Source organism: Filimonas lacunae (genome assembly GCF_002355595.1).
GTDB classification, from domain to species: Bacteria; Bacteroidota; Bacteroidia; order Chitinophagales; family Chitinophagaceae; genus Filimonas; species Filimonas lacunae.
The window spans coordinates 1,738,972-1,756,192 of the sequence record NZ_AP017422.1; the positions used below are offsets into that span (position 1 = coordinate 1,738,972).

At 45.4% G+C, this 17,221-nt stretch carries 11 protein-coding genes; 6 read left to right on the forward strand and 5 right to left on the reverse strand.

Going from position 1 to position 17,221, the window contains the following annotated elements; all coding sequences use genetic code 11:
- Nucleotides 1–56 precede the first annotated feature (56 nt).
- The gene (locus FLA_RS06955; protein WP_076379977.1) at nucleotides 57–1,358 is read left to right on the forward strand and encodes a PI-PLC domain-containing protein; all 1,302 of its coding nucleotides are present in this window, start codon (nucleotides 57–59) and stop codon (nucleotides 1,356–1,358) included.
- 19 nt (nucleotides 1,359–1,377) lie between these two features.
- Here FLA_RS06955 and FLA_RS06960 read toward each other — a convergent pair whose 3' ends face one another.
- Both FLA_RS06960 and FLA_RS06965 read right to left on the reverse strand, forming a co-directional pair.
- Nucleotides 1,378–2,154, reverse strand: a complete 777-nt coding sequence (locus tag FLA_RS06960) for a response regulator transcription factor (RefSeq protein WP_084206300.1) — start codon at nucleotides 2,152–2,154, stop codon at nucleotides 1,378–1,380.
- Between the two features lie 19 nt (nucleotides 2,155–2,173).
- A complete protein-coding gene (locus FLA_RS06965; RefSeq protein WP_096510808.1) occupies nucleotides 2,174–5,335 on the reverse strand; it encodes a ligand-binding sensor domain-containing protein in 3,162 nt (1,053 codons plus the stop codon).
- 263 nt (nucleotides 5,336–5,598) lie between these two features.
- Here FLA_RS06965 and FLA_RS06970 point away from each other — a divergent pair, with 263 nt between their 5' ends.
- Genes FLA_RS06970 through FLA_RS06985 form a run of 4 tightly spaced genes read left to right on the forward strand, consistent with a single transcriptional unit; the run spans nucleotide 5,599 to nucleotide 13,801 of the window.
- Entirely contained in the window at nucleotides 5,599–8,679 is a 3,081-nt protein-coding gene (locus FLA_RS06970) for a SusC/RagA family TonB-linked outer membrane protein (protein WP_076379976.1), read from the forward strand.
- 27 nt (nucleotides 8,680–8,706) lie between these two features.
- A complete protein-coding gene (locus FLA_RS06975) occupies nucleotides 8,707–10,257 on the forward strand; it encodes a RagB/SusD family nutrient uptake outer membrane protein (RefSeq protein ID WP_076379975.1) in 1,551 nt (516 codons plus the stop codon).
- Between the two features lie 32 nt (nucleotides 10,258–10,289).
- A complete protein-coding gene (locus FLA_RS06980; RefSeq protein ID WP_076379974.1) occupies nucleotides 10,290–11,768 on the forward strand; it encodes an arabinan endo-1,5-alpha-L-arabinosidase in 1,479 nt (492 codons plus the stop codon).
- Between the two features lie 35 nt (nucleotides 11,769–11,803).
- Nucleotides 11,804–13,801, forward strand: a complete 1,998-nt coding sequence (locus FLA_RS06985; protein WP_076380211.1) for an alpha-L-arabinofuranosidase C-terminal domain-containing protein — start codon at nucleotides 11,804–11,806, stop codon at nucleotides 13,799–13,801.
- A gap of 102 nt (nucleotides 13,802–13,903) precedes the next feature.
- Here the strand turns inward: FLA_RS06985 and FLA_RS06990 are convergent, their stop codons facing one another.
- Together FLA_RS06990 and FLA_RS06995 are read right to left on the reverse strand one after the other, a co-directional pair.
- Nucleotides 13,904–15,013: a pectate lyase family protein gene (locus FLA_RS06990; RefSeq protein WP_076379973.1), complete on the reverse strand. Its 1,110-nt coding sequence runs from the start codon at nucleotides 15,011–15,013 to the stop codon at nucleotides 13,904–13,906.
- A gap of 202 nt (nucleotides 15,014–15,215) precedes the next feature.
- The gene (locus FLA_RS06995) at nucleotides 15,216–15,656 is read right to left on the reverse strand and encodes a YqgE/AlgH family protein (RefSeq protein ID WP_076379972.1); all 441 of its coding nucleotides are present in this window, start codon (nucleotides 15,654–15,656) and stop codon (nucleotides 15,216–15,218) included.
- A gap of 153 nt (nucleotides 15,657–15,809) precedes the next feature.
- On the opposite strand from FLA_RS06995, the gene FLA_RS07000 reads away from it, so the two are divergent.
- Nucleotides 15,810–16,493 (forward strand): hypothetical protein, encoded by a 684-nt coding sequence (locus FLA_RS07000; RefSeq protein ID WP_076379971.1) that lies wholly within the window; start codon nucleotides 15,810–15,812, stop codon nucleotides 16,491–16,493.
- Nucleotides 16,494–16,516: 23 nt separating this feature from the next.
- Here FLA_RS07000 and FLA_RS07005 read toward each other — a convergent pair whose 3' ends face one another.
- Nucleotides 16,517–16,873, reverse strand: coding sequence for a DUF1622 domain-containing protein (locus FLA_RS07005; RefSeq protein WP_076379970.1), 357 nt, complete (start codon nucleotides 16,871–16,873; stop codon nucleotides 16,517–16,519).
- Nucleotides 16,874–17,221: the final 348 nt, after the last annotated feature.

Consider the following 17,221-nt stretch of genomic DNA (forward strand, 5'->3'; position numbering starts at 1 on the left):
TGAGGGCCTTTAGATAGTTATAACCATTATATATTTAGCGTCTAAAACATACTAGTTTGAAAGCAAAACCTGATGACGCTACACAGATACAGGGCAACTTACCTTATGCCCATATTAATAACTATAATGGTAATATTCTTCAACAACGATGGCTGGTGGCACATAATGGCTGGAATATCAAACAAAATCCGCCTAACCAGGTACGATCGGTAACTCAACTGTTAGATCATGGAGTGCGGGGCCTGGCATTGGATATACATCCGGGTAGTAATCACTCCTTGTATCTGAAGCATAATGTCAATGGCGACAGCTATAATGATTGGGAACCGCTGAAGGAAGAGATCAAAAGCTGGCTGGAAGCGAATCCGACCGAAGTGGTTGCGTTGTTTTTTGAAAGCTATTTACCAGGTCCTGAATCAAAGAAGCAGGATTGTGCTCTGGCCGACCTGGATAAATCGTTACAGGAAATTGATTGTTATATAAGTGGGAAGGCAAAACAGATAGCAGCGATGAACTATACCCTGGATAGGCTTGCTATAAATGGGGAGCGTTTGTTTGCTTTTATTGAAAAAACGCCAGATGAGGGTGAGCAGGATCTGTTTCCGGAAATGTACCGTGTGTTTGCGGAGAATAAATACGGAACTCCTTCGGTTGAAATGACTACCTGGGTGGATCTTAGAGATGATCCTGTTGATTCTGACTATCAAAACCCTTATACTTTTATGAATCATTTCAGCAACGATCCGGTAAGTAGGGGAGAGGAGGACAAAAACAATGATCCGTTTTTGATTATAGAACATGCACAGTCATTTGCATTCAGGTTTGGTGGCCGTTATCCCAACTTTATTTCATTAAACACCATCGATTGGAAAGATGCTAATGTTTTAAATCCCAATGCTCCGGGGCCTAATAATTCCAAAGATCCTATCATTGCCAGCAAGGCACTTACCCTCTGCAAAAATTTTGCGGCCACATCCTATCAATGGGAAGGGCAGAATGATTGGGATGGTTATATTATAGATATGGTTCCCGATCCTGAAACTGCCTTGTTTTTTGTAGAGTTAACTGTAGAGTCGGATGAAAAGAAAGGGATTTCTAAAATTAATGGCAGACGTGGTAAAGGGGATGGTGTTAGCAGGATAGAGGTGTATAATGTACCTGGTAAGGGGATTGCTAATTTGCGCTATGAGGTATCAGGTAAATGGAGCGGTTGGCTTAGTAAATATAATGTGCCGGAGATGCATCATAGTGAGAACCGGCATGTGCATTCTAAAATGGGTTTTGCATTTGGATATAGCTGCCGTACACAAAAAGGATATGGTGTAACAGACGTGGCTTTTGCTTTTTCGCGTCATTGATTTGTTATATGGTCAGGTTTTATTCTTCCGTAACATTCCCCCGCACATTCTGCTGATAAGCCGATGGCGACATACCAAACTGTTTCAGAAAGCTTCTTCCAAAGGTGGTTTGCGATCCAAAGCCCACCATAGTAGCTACTTCATAAATTTTATAATCATCAGCGGCCAGTAACTCGGCCGCTTTTTTTAAGCGTGTTACGTTGATTAACTCGTTAGCGGTAAGGTTAGAGATGGATTTGATTTTGCGGTACAGTGTAGGGCGGCTCATAGCCATAATGCGCGCCAGTTTTTCTACGTCCAGCTCTTCGTCTTCTATATTGTTACAGATTACCTCATTCAGTTTTTCCAGAAACAGTTCGTCTGACCGGGAGTGGGCAATACTTTTAATATGAATCAAGGGAGACTGTGCAAAGTATTCTTTCAGCTTATCCCTGTTTTTAAGCAGGTTGGCTATTTGCACATGCAGGTATTCGGGTGAAAAAGGTTTTTCTATGTACGCATCGGCCCCCAGTTCCAGACCTTCTATTTTCGATTGCAGGGCGGTGCGTGCGGTAAGTAGTATCACCGGGATATGGCTGTATTCAAAACTGCTTTTAACGGTGCGGCAGAATTCAAAGCCATCCATTACGGGCATCATTACATCGGAGATGATGATCTGCACGGATTCATCCTTCAATATTTCCAGGGCTTGTTTACCATGAATAGCTTTGAGTACATGGTATTTTTCCGACAGGTCATCGGCCACAAAATCCAGCATTTCCTTATTGTCTTCTACCAGTAATATCGTTGCGCGCATGTGTGTGGAGTTAGTGGTTTTATAGCGGTGTTGTTTCGTTTTGCTGATGTAAAGGTAATTGCAACGAGAATACATTGCCACCCGATGCCGTGGTATTTACCACTATAGAGCCGCCATGCAACTGTGCCAGTGAGCGTGATAGGGGAAGGCCAATGCCGGAACCCTGCTGCCCGGCTGTTTCTTTGATACGAAAGAAGGGTTCAAATATCTTTTCACGCATTTCTTCCGGTATGGTAAAACCGTCGTTTTGAAAATGGATGGTAAAGAATACATCATTTTCCTGCACAGGTTGCAGCGTTACAATTACTTGTTTGCCGGCATATTTAATGGCATTGCTAAACAGGTTGTATATGATTTTTTTGAAAACATCGGTATCAATGTATGCCTGTATAGAATTAGGCGGGCTTTGCAAATGGTAGCGTAGCCCTCTTTCTTCGGCTATAGGGCGAAAGCTGGTGAAGGTTTCTGCTAATAAAGTGCTGATGTTAATTTGAATAAAATTAAGCTTGAAGCCGTTGATTTCGGTTTGGCGAAAATCAAGCAGCTGGTTGGTGAGGTCTATGAGCCGGTTAGTGTTACGGTCCATAATGCCGAGGTAATTGGCGATGTCTGCATTATCGCCGGTTTTCTTCATTACCTTTTCCAGCGGGCCTTTTATTAACGACAAGGGTGTTTTTATTTCATGGGCTACATTGGTATAAAACTCCATCTGGGAAGCAAACCTTTCTTTTTCTTTAGCGGCTTCCAGCTGCTCATATTTTCGTTTGTTTTTGTCTTCGGTATAGTTATGATAGAGTTGCAGTATGTATACCAGCGCGGCGGCAGACAGTACAATGTAAAAGAAGTAAGCCCAATTGGTAGCCCACCAAGGCGGCAGTATGTTTATTTCCAGGCTGGTGGGTGTGTGGCTCCACCGGCCATTGCTGGTGGCTGCTTTTACTTCAAATACATAGTGTCCGGGCTTTAAGCGGGTAAAAAAGGCTTTCCGGTTTTTGGTAAGGTATACCCAATCTTCTTCCAGGCCCTTCATGCGATAGGCGTAGGCAATCATTTCCGGGGCAGAGAAGCCCAATGCGGCAAAATCAATGCTGATGGTAGATTGATCGTAGGGCAGACGGATGCTGCTGGTATAGCTGATCGATTTTTGGAGAGGGGAATTTTTTTCTCCAATCTGTAGTTCCTGGTTAAACACCTGTATACCTGTTATAAACACAGGAGGCACATAAGGGTTATCGGTAAAAGCATCTGGCTGAAATAGCATTAATCCCTTCACGCTGCCCATATACATAGTGCCGTTATTGTCTTTATAGGCAGAGTTAAAGTTAAACTGATCGCTGAGCAGGCCATTGGCGGTGGTGTAAACGGTAAACTGGCCGGTGGTGGCTGATAACATAGCTAAACCTTTGGAAGTGCTTACCCATATGTTTTGTTTGCCGTCTTCCAATATGCTCAGTGTGTAATCGGCAGGTAATCCTTCGGCTACAGTATATATGCGAAAGCTGCTGTCTTTGCTATTCCACAGGCACAGGCCGCTTTCGGTGGCAAACCACAGGCGATGGCGGGAATCTTCGAATAGACTGTTCACCCGGTTATCAGGCAGGCTGCCTGCAACACCGGGCCGCCAGGTGATATTGCCGCCTTGTTTGCTGCCGGGGTTGTAGTAACGTATGCCATTGCCATAGGTGGCAGCCCATATAGTGCCATCGGTAGTTTCTTTGATAAAAGAGTACCAGTTATTCACCGGCATAAAGGGAAGCGGGATAAACTGCTGTGCGGCCCTGTTAAAGCGATAAGCTCCTATTGTGGTGCCCACCAGCACATCGCCCTGCCGGGTTTTGGTAAGGCAATGAATAAAGTTGCTTTGCAGGCTACCGGTTTCTGTGTCTTTAGAATAGTGGGCAACAATACGTTCGCTGGGTATATCCATCACATCCAGTCCATGTTCAAAAGTGCCGATCCATAGCCGGTTGCTATCGGCCAGCAGACCGTGAATATTGGTATAGGCAATACTGCCTTTGCGGCCATCGGGCTGGTAGCTGGTAAGTTTGCCCGTGGTGCGGTCCAGCCGGTTTAAACCGGCATCTTCTGTGCCTATCCATATATGATGGTAAGCATCGGCAGTTATTTCACGCACCACATTGCCGCTGAGCGAGTTTTGGTTGGGCATGGGAAACAGCTTTTGAAACGGCGCATCCAGCATGGCGCAGTAATTAGCCCCGCCAAAATAGGTACCGGCCCATATGCCGCCTTCTTTGTCTTTGCAAAAAGAATACACCGCGTTATCTGACAAAGAGAAGGGATTGTTATAAGCTTTTTGCAAGGGGGTGAAATGTTGACTACGCAGGTTGTATACCAGTATGCCTGATTCCGAAGCTATCCATACGGTGCTGTCTGATACCTGCAAAAAGTTTCTGACAAACAGATCGGTATTATTGCCACGGGTAAGTATATCCGTATAGGTGCGGGTATCCAGTGATAACAGCTTGGCTCCCTGGTTAGAAGTGCCTATGAAAATAGTGTTGTTGTTGATGTGGTAAATACGTTCTATCCAGTGCGAGTTCACCGGTTGTGAATGAGCAAACATGTCTATGCTGCTGATAGTACGTTGTGTGGGATGATACAATTTTGCCATGCCTTCGGGTGTGCCCAGGCATAAATAGCCATTGGGTAGTATAGTAAAGGAGGTAAAGAAGCCAAAGCGTTCCGGATCAAACCACACCAGTTTGTATTGTGCCGGCTGAAACTGGTACAGGGTTTTGTTCATTAAAAACCACAGGTTGTTAGCAGTGTCTGATTTTATTTCGGAGATAACACCTGTAATCTGTGTGGACAGTAATTCAAAACTTTCCAGGATGGCGTTGTAACGGTAAATGCCTTTATCGGTGCCTATCCATAAAATGCCGCGTTTATCTTCCTGTAAGCAATGTATAAAATTGCTGCCTATGCTGGTATTGCTTTTTACATTGTGGCGAAATACCTTAAACCGGTAGCCGTCGAAACGGTTCAATCCATCTTTGGTGCCCATCCACATATAATGACTGCTATCCTGCAACATACAGATCACAGCATTGTTGCTAAGCCCGTTTTCTACCTGGTAGTGTTTAAAATTATACTGCTGTGCAGTGCAAAAAACTGCGGATAAAAGCATGGCCACCAGGCAGATATATTGTTGCTGTTTCAAGGGCTTCACCTGTTATTGTAAATGACAATCGTTTGTACGAATATACTGTTTTCTGTTGCGGGAAAGAGGGGGGCTGGGTAGGGTATGAGAAGATTGGCAGAAAGAATGATACGGAACGATGTGCCGGAATGAACAGAACCTTGCAGTTTTACAGAGAATTTTGCCATTGTATATTCAGTAGGTTTGCCAGAGCGATTGCTTTATACTCTATTTTATGCTTGCTGCTTTGCCTTACGCTACATAAACGTTTAAAGAACTGCCATATGAATGAATCCATTGTACAACGAAGAATGAAACAACTGGTATGCTGGCTGTGCGCCTGCCTGCTATTGCTGCCTGCTGTAACGCTGGCACAGGGTGCCGGTAAAATAGCCGGTACGGTTACCAATGATAAGGGAGATGCTGTAGCGTCGGCCACTGTAACCGTAAAAGGTACTAAAAGAAGTGTGGTAACGGATGAGCTGGGCCATTTTAGCATTGCTGCTGCTAAGGGGCAAACGCTGTTGATTAGTAGTGTAGGTTATGCGGATAAGGAAATTGCGGTGGAAGATGCTACTGCTATTACGGTTTCGCTGGCACAAAAGGCGGAAGCGCTGGAAGATGTGGTAGTAGTAGGTTATGGTGCCCAACGCAAAAAAGACCTTACGGGGTCTGTTTCCGTGGTAAGCCCTAAAGAAATGAAAAAAGTGGCTACCAGTGATGTGGGCCAGATGTTGCAGGGCAGAACCTCCGGTATTAATGTTACCAGTGACGGACAACCCGGCGCTATGCCGGTGATTAAGATACGGGGTACTACTTCCTTTGGCGATCAAACGCCACTGTATGTGGTAGATGGTGTAATGTTACTGAACCCGCCCAGGGATTTTAGCCCTAACGATATAGAATCGATACAGATATTAAAAGATGGTACGGCAGCGGCTATTTACGGCGCTACCGGAGCTAATGGTGTTGTGATCATCACTACCCGCCAGGGTAAAAAGAATGCGCCGTTAAAAGTGGAGTATGCCGGTTACTATGGTTTTGACCGTGTGCCCAGGAAAATACCGGTGGCCAACAGGGTAGGCTACCAGATGCTGAACAACGAATCGCAGATTAATGGTGGCCAGACGGTGGCGCCTGCCAACGACCCGCAGAACCCTAAATACATTAATGATGTAGATGTGGATTGGCAAAAAGAAGCCATGAAAACAGGGCATCGTATGAACCACAACCTGAACCTGAGTGGCGGTGGCGCCAATGTTACTTATAACGCTTCGCTGGATTACTATAAACAGGAAGGTAACTTTGTGGGGAATGGTCCTGACTATACCCGTTATACTGCGCGTTTCAATTCCACCCAGGAGAAAGGTATTTTTAAATTCGGGCAATCGCTGTCTTATACGCACTCTAAAGAGAATACGCTGACGTATCGTACAGATGTGCTTACGGGTGGCAGACCTCCATTGATCAATGACCTGGTGATCAATATTCCTACTATGAAGATTTACGACCCTACCATGCCTAATGGCTATGGTGGTACGCAAAGCGATTTGCAAAGGGCGATTTCTTTAAACGTGGTAGCGGTGAATAGTATGTTTACCAACTTTACCGAGGTAGATCGTACGTTTGGGGTAGCATGGGCAGAAGCGCAATTGCTGAAACTGAAGCATCACAGCCTGAAATACAAGATAAATGTGAGTTATGATAAAACCATTGCCCGCGACTTTCTGTATCAGCCAACGTTTGACCTGGGCTTCTTCTTTAAACAGGGTATTAGCCGCCTGGACGATAATTCCAGAACCTATACCAATGGCTTATTTGAAAACTTCCTTACTTACGATTTGACTGCAGGCAAACATACTGTGAATGTTGTAGCGGGTACCAGCTATACGAAGAACAGTACGCTGAACCGTTATTCACATGCCGAAAACGTAGATCCCAATTATACTGTTCTGGATAATGGTGATAACAAAACCACCAGCGGTTATAAAGATGAGTATAGTTTCTTTGGTGAGTTTGGCAGGTTGAATTATAGTTATGCTAATAAATATTTGCTTACTGCCAATATTCGTCGCGATGGTTCTTCCCGCTTTGCTCCCGGAAACAAATATGGTGTATTCCCGGGCATTTCGGCAGGATGGCGCATTAGCAACGAGGAGTTTATTAAAATGCCTTCTTTTATCAGCGATTTAAAAATAAGAGGTGGCTGGGGACAGCTGGGTAATGCCAATATCCGCAACTATGGTTACCTGGCTTATCTGAACCCTAACATTGTATATAGCTTTGGTGGCACGCGTGTAGTGGGTGGTTTACAGACATCCGTGGTTGATCCGAATATCCGCTGGGAAACAAAAACCACTACCAACTTTGGTGTGGATGCTACCTTGATGGGCGGTGCCCTGGATTTTTCTGCAGAATACTATAACAATAAATCAACCGACCTGCTGGTAGATGTGCCTATTCCTGCTTCGGTAGGGGCTACCAACACTACGGTATTAACCAACGCAGCTTCTTTACGTAACTATGGTATGGAGGTTACTGCTACTTACCATAAACGCAATGGCAATTTTACTTTTGATATCGGGGCCAACTTTACTACCTTATCCAACAAGGTGTTACAACTGGGTGGCAACGAATCGCAACGTATAGTGGGTGGTTTTATTACCAAAGTGGGAGAAACGATGGGGCAGCACTATGGCTGGGTAACAGATGGTATATTCCAAAGCCAGGATCAGATTGCCAATAGCCCTTTTCAGAATGCTGCCACAGCGCCCGGAGATTTCAAATTTAAAGATCTGAGTGGGCCTAACGGCAAACCGGATGGTGTTATTGATGCGTATGACCGCACTACACTAGGCCGTGCATTACCTAAGTATTACTATGGTGTAAACTTTACTGCTGCTTACAAGGGTTTTGACTTTACCCTGTTTGCTTCGGGTAGTGGTGGTTTTCTTATCAACAGCGGCCTTTACCGCTCTCTGATGCACACTACTGACTACATTAACTACCACGAAGATGCACTGAAGCGCTGGACCCCGGAAAATCCTAATAACGAATACAGCAGGCTGGTGGCGAATGATCCTAACCAAAACGGACGCGACAGTGACCGTAAGGGCTGGTTACAGAAAGGAGATTACCTGCGCATTAATACGCTTTCATTGGGGTATACACTGCCTAAAAAACTCACAGGTAATGCTGTTGGCAGCCTGCGTGTGTATGTAACTGCGCAAAACGTGTACACCTTCCAGGCGTATAAGAGCTTTAACCCTGATTACGCACAATCACGTGTATGGGAACCGGGTTACGATGCAGGTTCTTATCCTACGCCGCGTGTAATTATGTTTGGCGTGCAGGCTTCGTTCTAGTTTCATTCACCATTGCAAAAAAAGCATATGAAAAAAATATTCTGTTATATATCTCTCGCTTTACTGGCCAGCAGTTGCAGCAAGCAGCTGGAACTGGATAACCCCAATGTACCTACTATTGCTGTGTACTGGCGTAATGCCAATGATGCAGTTGCCGGCACCAATGCTATTTACAACAGCCTGATACAGGATGGTACCTACATGCGTATGTATCCGGCGTTAAATGATGGCAGGGGAGATGATTTTTACGGTGATAGTCCCTGGGGCGACCTGGTGCAGGTGGGGGCTTTTATTATCCCTTCTACATCTGGTCCGGTAGCCTGGGTATGGGGTGGGCATTTTCAGATTATCTGGCGTGCCAACCAGGTGCTGGCGAATGTACCTGGTATTACCATGGATGAAGAGTTGAAAAAGCGTTTGCTGGGACAGGCTTATTTTTTAAGAGGGCTGGCCTATTTTAACCTGGCCTGTATGTTTAAAAAAGTGCCTGTGATCACAACTCCGCCGGCTTCTTCTGAAGAGTTTTTTGCGCCAACGGCCAAAGAGGAGGTATTGTGGGATCAGATTGTAAATGACTTTAAAGCGGCTAAGGAAAGGTTGCCCAACACCTATGCAGGTATTAGTGGCGTGGATGCAGGTCAGCTGGGCCGCGCTACCCGTGGTGGCGCAGCAGGCATGCTTGGTAAAGCTTATCTGTACCGCAAAAACTGGCAGGCGGCCGCAGATGAATTCCAGGCTATTATTGGTGGCACTTACGGCGCTTATTCGCTGATGGCCAATTACAGGGATAACTTTAAAGAGATCAATGAAAACAACGCAGAATCGTTGTTTGAAGTGCAGTTTGGACAACCCGACCAGGTAGGAGGAACTGTAATGAATTATGGCGGCGAACCCAATGCCAACTGGAAACAGGTAAGCAGCACCGGTCGCACGTATGCCATGGATGGCTATGGTTACTCTGACTTTTTACCCAGCCGCTGGATTTATAACGAGTTTAAGAAAGAAGCTACTACCGATGGAAAAAGCGATCCACGTTTGCTGGCCACCATCGCTTCGTATGAGCCTGGTGATAACGCTACTACTGTGTATGGCAATGCCTGGCCTTTTGCGCAAACAGCTATATATCCGCGTAAGTATACACATGATGGATTAAGCTGGCCAGGTAATGATGACCAGGAAAACTCTGGCATCAACTACCGTGTACTGCGTTATGCAGATGTGTTGTTAATGCACGCAGAAGCTTTGAATGAGTTAACACGCACTTCGGAAGCCTATCCTTTTATTCAGCAGGTACGTAACAGGGCTAAGTTGCCAGACCTGGCCACTACAAAGCCCGGTTTAAGCCAGGGACAGATGCGCGACCAGATTGCACATGAAAGGGCATTGGAATTTGCTATTGAATCTATCCGTATTAATGATATTATCCGCTGGGGATGGCTGTATGATGCTACTAAGCTGGCTGAGCTGAAAACGCATGATAATGACTTTACTACCTGGAAGTCGGGCAAAGAATACCTGCCTATACCACAGGCAGAATTGGATACGAATAAATACCTGGAACCTAATCCGGCCAATTAACAAGGCTTGTAGTACCCTGCAAATAACGAAGTATGAATATTGCTGTTAAAAAATATATCTCTATAGCAAGCACGGTGTTGCTTTTGACAAGCTGTAGGAAGAATGCGTTTGACGATTTGAATATGCAGGACCCTCCTGTAGTGCATATACCGTTTAATATTAATAATATTAACGACACTTATGAAGATGTTGCTTCTCTGGCGATGAGCTATCAGTGGGGGCCTTATAACGTACACGACCCTTCGGTGATAAAAGCGGGCGACTGGTATTACGCTTATAGTACAGATGTGGCTTTTGGCGCTTCTCCGCAGGCCGGTATACAGGTGCGAAAATCAAAAGACCTGGTAGATTGGGAGTTTGTGGGATGGGCTTTTAAAGGGCTGCCTGCTATGGGCTCACAGTTTATTACTTCCAATGGTGGCACGCCTAACAGTGGTTTATGGGCACCTTACATTATGAAGGTGGGTAGCGAATACCGCCTGTATTATTCACTGGCGTCCACTGCCTTTCGTGTAAGTGCCATAGGGTTGGCTACTGCTACATCGCCCGAAGGCCCGTGGACGGAAAAAGGTCTGGCAGTAACTTCTACGGATGGTTATCCCGGTACCAATGCCATAGATCCTACCGTGGTGGTAACACCGGCGGGTGAGCATTGGATGGTATATGGTTCGGCCTGGGATGGCTTATTTGAAGTAAAGCTGAATCCCGCTACAGGGCTGGCCGCCAGCACTGGAGATAAAGGTAAGCGTATTGTGCGTCGCGGCATTACCAACGGTAAGTACAATGGTAACCTGGAAGGGGCTGAAATCATTTACAACCCTGCTACACAAAAATATTACCTGTTTGTATCCTACGACTGGTTAAGCACTAAATACAACGTAAGGGTATTCCGCTCTGATAAGCCCGATGGGCCTTTCCTGGATTGGAATGGGGTAGACGTGGATAACCAGGCCGATAATGGTCCTATGATTGTGGCTCCCTACAAATTCACTGATCATGGTGGATGGGCTGGTACGGCACACTGCGCTGTATTTGCGGATGGTACTGGAAATTTCTTTATGGCACACCAGGGCCGGCCTGCGGTGAACAGAGCCTATATGGTCATGCACGTGCGAAAAATTTTCTGGACGCCCGACGGATGGCCGCTGGTATCGCCGGAGCGTTATGCTAATGTACCGGACAACGAAGTAACTGCTGCTGAAGTAGCAGGAGATTATGATCAGATTGTATTAGGTTATACGGTGGTGCCCGGTTATGAGCAGGAGCAACAAGACCCACAGTATTCTGTAGCCTTTAACAGTACGCTGAATGCGGATGGTAAAATTAATGGCGATGCGAATAATACCTGGACCTATAAGGCTCCCTGGCTGGAGTTGCACTGGAATAAGGGCCAGTTTGTTGACAAACTGCATGTATCGCGTGAGCGGGACTGGGAAAGCAAGAAAACATCCACCATCGTATTAACAGGATATAATGGCGGTGGAACGGTTATCTGGGCTAAGAAAAAATAATTGTGTGAAGGAAAACACGGAACAACATGGAAAAAATGAAAAGGACGAAGTTGTATAAAAAAGCATTGCTGGCTGCCTGCCTTACAGCAACAGGCTATGTACAGGCCCAGCAATCTGCACCTATTGTTGTAAAAGCAAGCCAGATAGTATCGGATGTGCAGCCTACCATGTGGGGTGTGTTTTTTGAAGATATTAACCTGGGGGCAGATGGTGGTTTGTATGCGGAGTTAGTGAAGAACCGCTCCTTTGAATTTTCAAGGCCGCTGATGGGCTGGAAAGCAGAGCAGGATTTTTTTGACGAAAGCGCTTTACAGGTACTAAACCGTTTGGAGCAGAACACGGCTAACCCTCGCTATCTGCGTGTGACTAAAAATAGCAACGACACACATTTGTCCGTAACCAATGAAGGGTTCAGGGGCATGGGGATTAAAAAGAACCTGCGGTACGATTTCTCTGTACTATATCGTAAGCCGGCAGCGGGTATCAGCATTACATTGGAACTGTTGAACACAACGGGTAAAGTAATTGGTACGGCGGTAGTGCCTGTAGATGTTGCCGGCAACAACTGGCAAAAAGCAGCTGTAAGTTTTACGGCTACCGATAGCGCATCTAAAGGAAGCCTGCGTGTGGCTTTTAAGGGTAACGGCAGCATAGATATAGACATGGTTTCCCTGTTTCCTTCCGATACCTGGAAGGGACGCCCCGGTGGATTGCGTGCCGATATGGTGCAGAAGCTGGCGGATATGAAACCTGGTTTTATTCGTTTTCCCGGTGGTTGTATTGTGGAAGGCTTTGATTTAAGCCAACGTTATCAATGGAAGAAAACCATTGGGCCGGTAGAAGAAAGGCAATTGATCATTAACCGCTGGAACTTTGAATTTCCACATCGTGCAGCACCGGATTACTTCCAGTCGTTTGGAGTAGGGTTCTTTGAATATTTTCAATTGGCGGATGATATTGGCGCTTCGCCTTTGCCCATCCTCAACTGTGGCATGGCCTGTCAGTTTAATTCAGCCGAGCTGGTACCTATGGATCAGCTGGACCCTTATATCCAGGACGCGCTGGACCTGATAGAATTTGCCAATGGCGATGTAAATTCCACCTGGGGTAAAAAGCGTGCTGAAATGGGGCACCCTGCACCTTTTCATTTAAAGATGATGGGTGTAGGCAATGAAAACTGGGGGCCGCAATACCTGGAAAGGCTGGCTTTGTTTACGAAAGCTATTAAGGCTAAGTATCCTGATTTTATTATTGTGAACAGCAGCGGTACTGATCCTGACGGACAACGTTTTGATTACCTCAATACGAACCTGAGAGCAGCGAATGCAGATGTGATAGATGAGCACTACTATCGCAGTCCTTCGTGGTTTCTTTCCAATGCAGGCCGTTATGATAACTATCCGCGCAAGGGGACAAAGATTTTTGGTGGTGAATATGCCGGACATAGCGACAGGGTAGTAGATGGCAAAAGGCAGAACAACTGGCAGGCTGCCCTGGCGGAAGCTGCGTTTATGACGGGCCTGGAGCGTAATGCTGCGGTAGTGCATATGGCTTCTTACGCACCATTATTTGCCCATAGCGAGGGATGGCAATGGACGCCGGATCTTATCTGGGTAAACAACCTGCAAAGCTATGGCACCCCAAGCTATTATGTGCAGCAGTTGTATAGCCTGAACAAGGGCACTTCTGTAGTGCCTGCCCTGGTAAATGGAGAAGCACTGAAAGGGCAGGATAGCCTGTATGCTTCTGCTGTAGTAGATAAAAACACGAAAGAGATAATTCTTAAAATAGTAAATGCTTCAGCCACCCCGCAAACAAAAGATATAGTGGTGGAAGGGGCTGCCGGATTAAGTAAAAATGCAGTGCTTACGGTACTGGGTAGCCAGGATTTGTATACGATCAATTCGTTTGATAATCCTGCAGCTGTTAGCCCTGTTACCAGCCAGGTAACACTATCCGGTAAAAACAAGTTGCACTATACTGCAGCGCCATACACGTTTTCTGTTATTAAACTGTCAATGGGGGCGCGTTAGCTGTATCTGTTTTTTTCTCTGTCTTTACGCTGGTTAAAAAAGAAGGCTGTCTTCATCGGAAGACAGCCTTTTCGCTATATATACCCATGCAATTTTGTACTGTTAAAACGATGAGCAGGTATTGCCTGATAAGGTAGCGCCTGCACCGGTAGAAGCAGTAACCGTTGATTTTACAGAGGAGTTACCTAAAGTGGTAATGCTGTAAGGAGGCGTAAAGGCAGTAACTCCATTACCGGCACTGGTACCTGTAACGCTGGTGAACAGGTTGTTTTTAGATTGAACAGCGGTAGAATTGTTATCCATCAGGTCGATAGGATTTTTTACGCTTTCAAAAACATTGGCCTCAATTAACAGGTTGGCTTCAAAGCCGGCCTGCACGCAGCTTTTGCTGGCTGTGCTGTTGAATAAACTGTTTACTATATGCACTTTGCCAAAACGTACACGTGGCATACGTGCTACGCAACCGGATGCCCACCAGCAACGTGCAAAGGTGATGCTTAAAGTTCCTCTGTCGGCAGTAGCGCCATCGCTGGATCCAATGAGATCAGAAAAGCGGTGATCGTCCGAACCGCCTGATCCGCCTGCTTTAGGGGCTTTTAAATAAGTGAATTTGGTATAAGAAACGGTAATGTAATTGGAGGTGTTTTTGATGTCGAAGTTGCCATCAACACCATCTCTGAATTCGCAATGGTCTACCCACACATTTTTGCAGGCATCCAGCGTGGCATTGTCCCAGCCATCTGTATCATAAGCGCCGGGGCCTTCAAATATCAGGTTGCGGATAATGATATTGGTGCAACGCTTGATATAAATGATACCGGAATTGTCTTTGGTTTGATCGGCAGATACCAGTTTCGCGCCGGCGCTGCCAAAGATGGTTTTATCAGACTGATCCTGGAAAGAGATCCTTCCACCGGAAGGGATGGTAATGGTGCCATTTACCTGTATTACTTTCACACTGGAGCTGGTAATAGCTGACTTTAATGCGGCATAAGTGGTTACCACAGTGGCGGTAGCACTGCCACCTCCTGTAGTACCTCCGTTTTGCGAAGCCCAGCCTGGTGCAGTGCAGGTAGCTGCTGCGGCACTGGTGGCTTGCAGGTCTTGTCTCTCTAATGGGGTAGTTTCGGTAGTGGCACTTTTTTTACAGGCCAGGGCCAGCACGGCCATTACAGCAGCTATTGCTGCCGTGTACATGATACGATTTTTCATGGAATGGTTAACTTGTTTTTCTAAATGTAAATGGATGAAAGGTTAACATGGGCATGATATAGGCGCTTTACGTTTATAAAGGTGAGCGAAAGTAGCAGATAGCACTGTAACATGCGGGGTGTTGGATAGGAAACTATAAGAATAGCTAACAGATTAGGTAAGAAAGTGCACATATCCTGAAAATGTACACTTTCTCTATGCATTAGAATACTTCGCCTATAGAGGATTCCAGCCAGCTGCCTTCTTTCACTTCTTCATCCAGCTCCATATAGTCCCAGCCACAGTAGCCTATAAACAGTTTAATGTCTTTTTCACTGATCAGGTGATGGTTGATCAATCGTACGGCTTCTTTAAAATCACCGCCCAGGTAAATATTGTTTACCACATGCGTGCCTCCGGTAATAAGATCAGGGCGCTGGTGCAGAAAAAAAAGATGTTCCCTATCTACCGGGCCACCATCATACAATGGAAAGGGAAGGCTCTTTTTAAACTCCTGTAGTTCGTTGAACTTGCGGGGGAAGGGCTTGTTGATTACAAAGCCCATGGCTCCTTTGGTATCATACTCTGTAAGGCAGATAATGGCCTTTTCAAAAAAACTGTCGTTCAGTAATTCAGTACTGTTTAAAAATGTACCTGCATTCATAATAGTAAGATTAGTACGGAGCAATGTATTGCCAGGTCAAATATAAAAGCAATGTTTTACATATAGTGCAACAGGTAGCGTGCTGTTATCATGAGAAGGGATCGATTTATCCATTTGTGTGAATTGTTTTATATTAGATGTAAACTCCATTCCTTGAAGAATACTAACCGTTTCATTACCATACTCTTTTTTACAGTATTGTCGGCTTTATCCACTGTTGCTGCGCAGGAAAAAGCAAAAGACAGCGCTATGCATATCCGCAATATAGCCTGGACTACACCGGTATCTAAGAATACTACGGTGAATGGTATTGCATTAGGGGCGATGGCTATGCCCATTGGTATGGCAGACTCGCTAAGAATACATGGTTGTTCGGTTGATTTATCTCCTTTAGGACTGTTTCTTTCCTTTTACGCAGTGCCTGGCACTTTTATGCGATCTGTTCCGGATAGTAGTAAGGGCGGAAAAGATCCTTTCAGGGGGCCAAAGTACTATGTAGACAGCACGATAGAGGGAGTAGTGATAAATGGTTTGGCTATTAGCGGTGGAGGTATGTTTTTGCAGGCAAAGATGCGTGGTATACAGCTGAATGGTTGTATATCTATGGCTGGCAGCGTTCAGGGGCTGGAGATTTCGGGATTTGTGAACCTGCATCATAGCTTTTCCGGTGTGATGATTGCCGGTATCCGTAACAAGGTTGCCCGGGGCCGTGGATTGCAGATAGCCCTGTTTAATAATTGCAAAGAAGGGCAACTGGTACAGATAGGTTTGATTAACCGGATAGGCAAACGTGTATTGCCTTTTTTCAATTGTAGCTTTAAACGAACACGTGCCTGAGTGGGCACTATTATAAACTGCCATTAGTTCTTGGGTTGCACTTCTTTATCCTCCGGCTTTTGCTGTTCGTTTATTTCTTTGAACAGAAAATAGTTTAACCCTGTTCTTATAATGGCAATAGCCCCCAGTTTTCCAATCTCTTCCCAGTTGGGCGCAATGGCTGTAGACAGTATGTCTGCTCCCAGCTGAAACTCCAAAGCCAATGCCAGGTAACGTGCAAACAAAAGACGCACCTGGTTAAAGTCTGTATGCTTGCGATTAAACCAGGCTTGTATAAATTGATATAGCGACATGCCGGTGCCAACAGCAATAGCCAAAGCGCCCATTATTTCCAATGCAAATCGAAGCCAGTGTACCAGGTTATGAATAAACAGATCCATATAATTGAATGATTGAGTGAATAAGGTGTTGGGTATTACAAAGGATGAGCCGGATAGTAAGTGGTTGATAATGAGCTGTTTGATCGCTTGGGTGGTAGATGCGTATTGCCGTTATTTCGTAAATTTTGAAAAGTGCTTATATAGTATTGATACTTGCTGAGGGGGGCGCATAAAAGAAGTGGTGGTGGTTACTGCTTTTGTTTTGATGGAATGTTTTGTTTTACGGTATACTGTTGTTTTTTAATGTGCTGCGTTGTGTAAATGCTATAGCGCTGAACTTTTATTTCTTCGTAATTAGTGTGTGATTTTTATTACACTACAAAAATAGTAGGAAATAAAGCGCCGATT

What these genes read in the sequence shown, in the direction of transcription:
- FLA_RS06985 (WP_076380211.1), top strand. Translation starts at nt 11,804, where the DNA reads ATGAAAAGGACGAAGTTGTATAAAAAAGCATTGCTGGCTGCCTGCCTT.
- FLA_RS06970 (WP_076379976.1), top strand. Translation starts at nt 5,599, where the DNA reads ATGAATGAATCCATTGTACAACGAAGAATGAAACAACTGGTATGCTGG.
- FLA_RS07005 (WP_076379970.1), bottom strand. Translation starts at nt 16,873, where the DNA reads ATGGATCTGTTTATTCATAACCTGGTACACTGGCTTCGATTTGCATTG.
- FLA_RS06995 (WP_076379972.1), bottom strand. Translation starts at nt 15,656, where the DNA reads ATGAATGCAGGTACATTTTTAAACAGTACTGAATTACTGAACGACAGT.
- FLA_RS06990 (WP_076379973.1), bottom strand. Translation starts at nt 15,013, where the DNA reads ATGAAAAATCGTATCATGTACACGGCAGCAATAGCTGCTGTAATGGCC.
- FLA_RS06960 (WP_084206300.1), bottom strand. Translation starts at nt 2,154, where the DNA reads ATGCGCGCAACGATATTACTGGTAGAAGACAATAAGGAAATGCTGGAT.
- FLA_RS06975 (WP_076379975.1), top strand. Translation starts at nt 8,707, where the DNA reads ATGAAAAAAATATTCTGTTATATATCTCTCGCTTTACTGGCCAGCAGT.
- FLA_RS06980 (WP_076379974.1), top strand. Translation starts at nt 10,290, where the DNA reads ATGAATATTGCTGTTAAAAAATATATCTCTATAGCAAGCACGGTGTTG.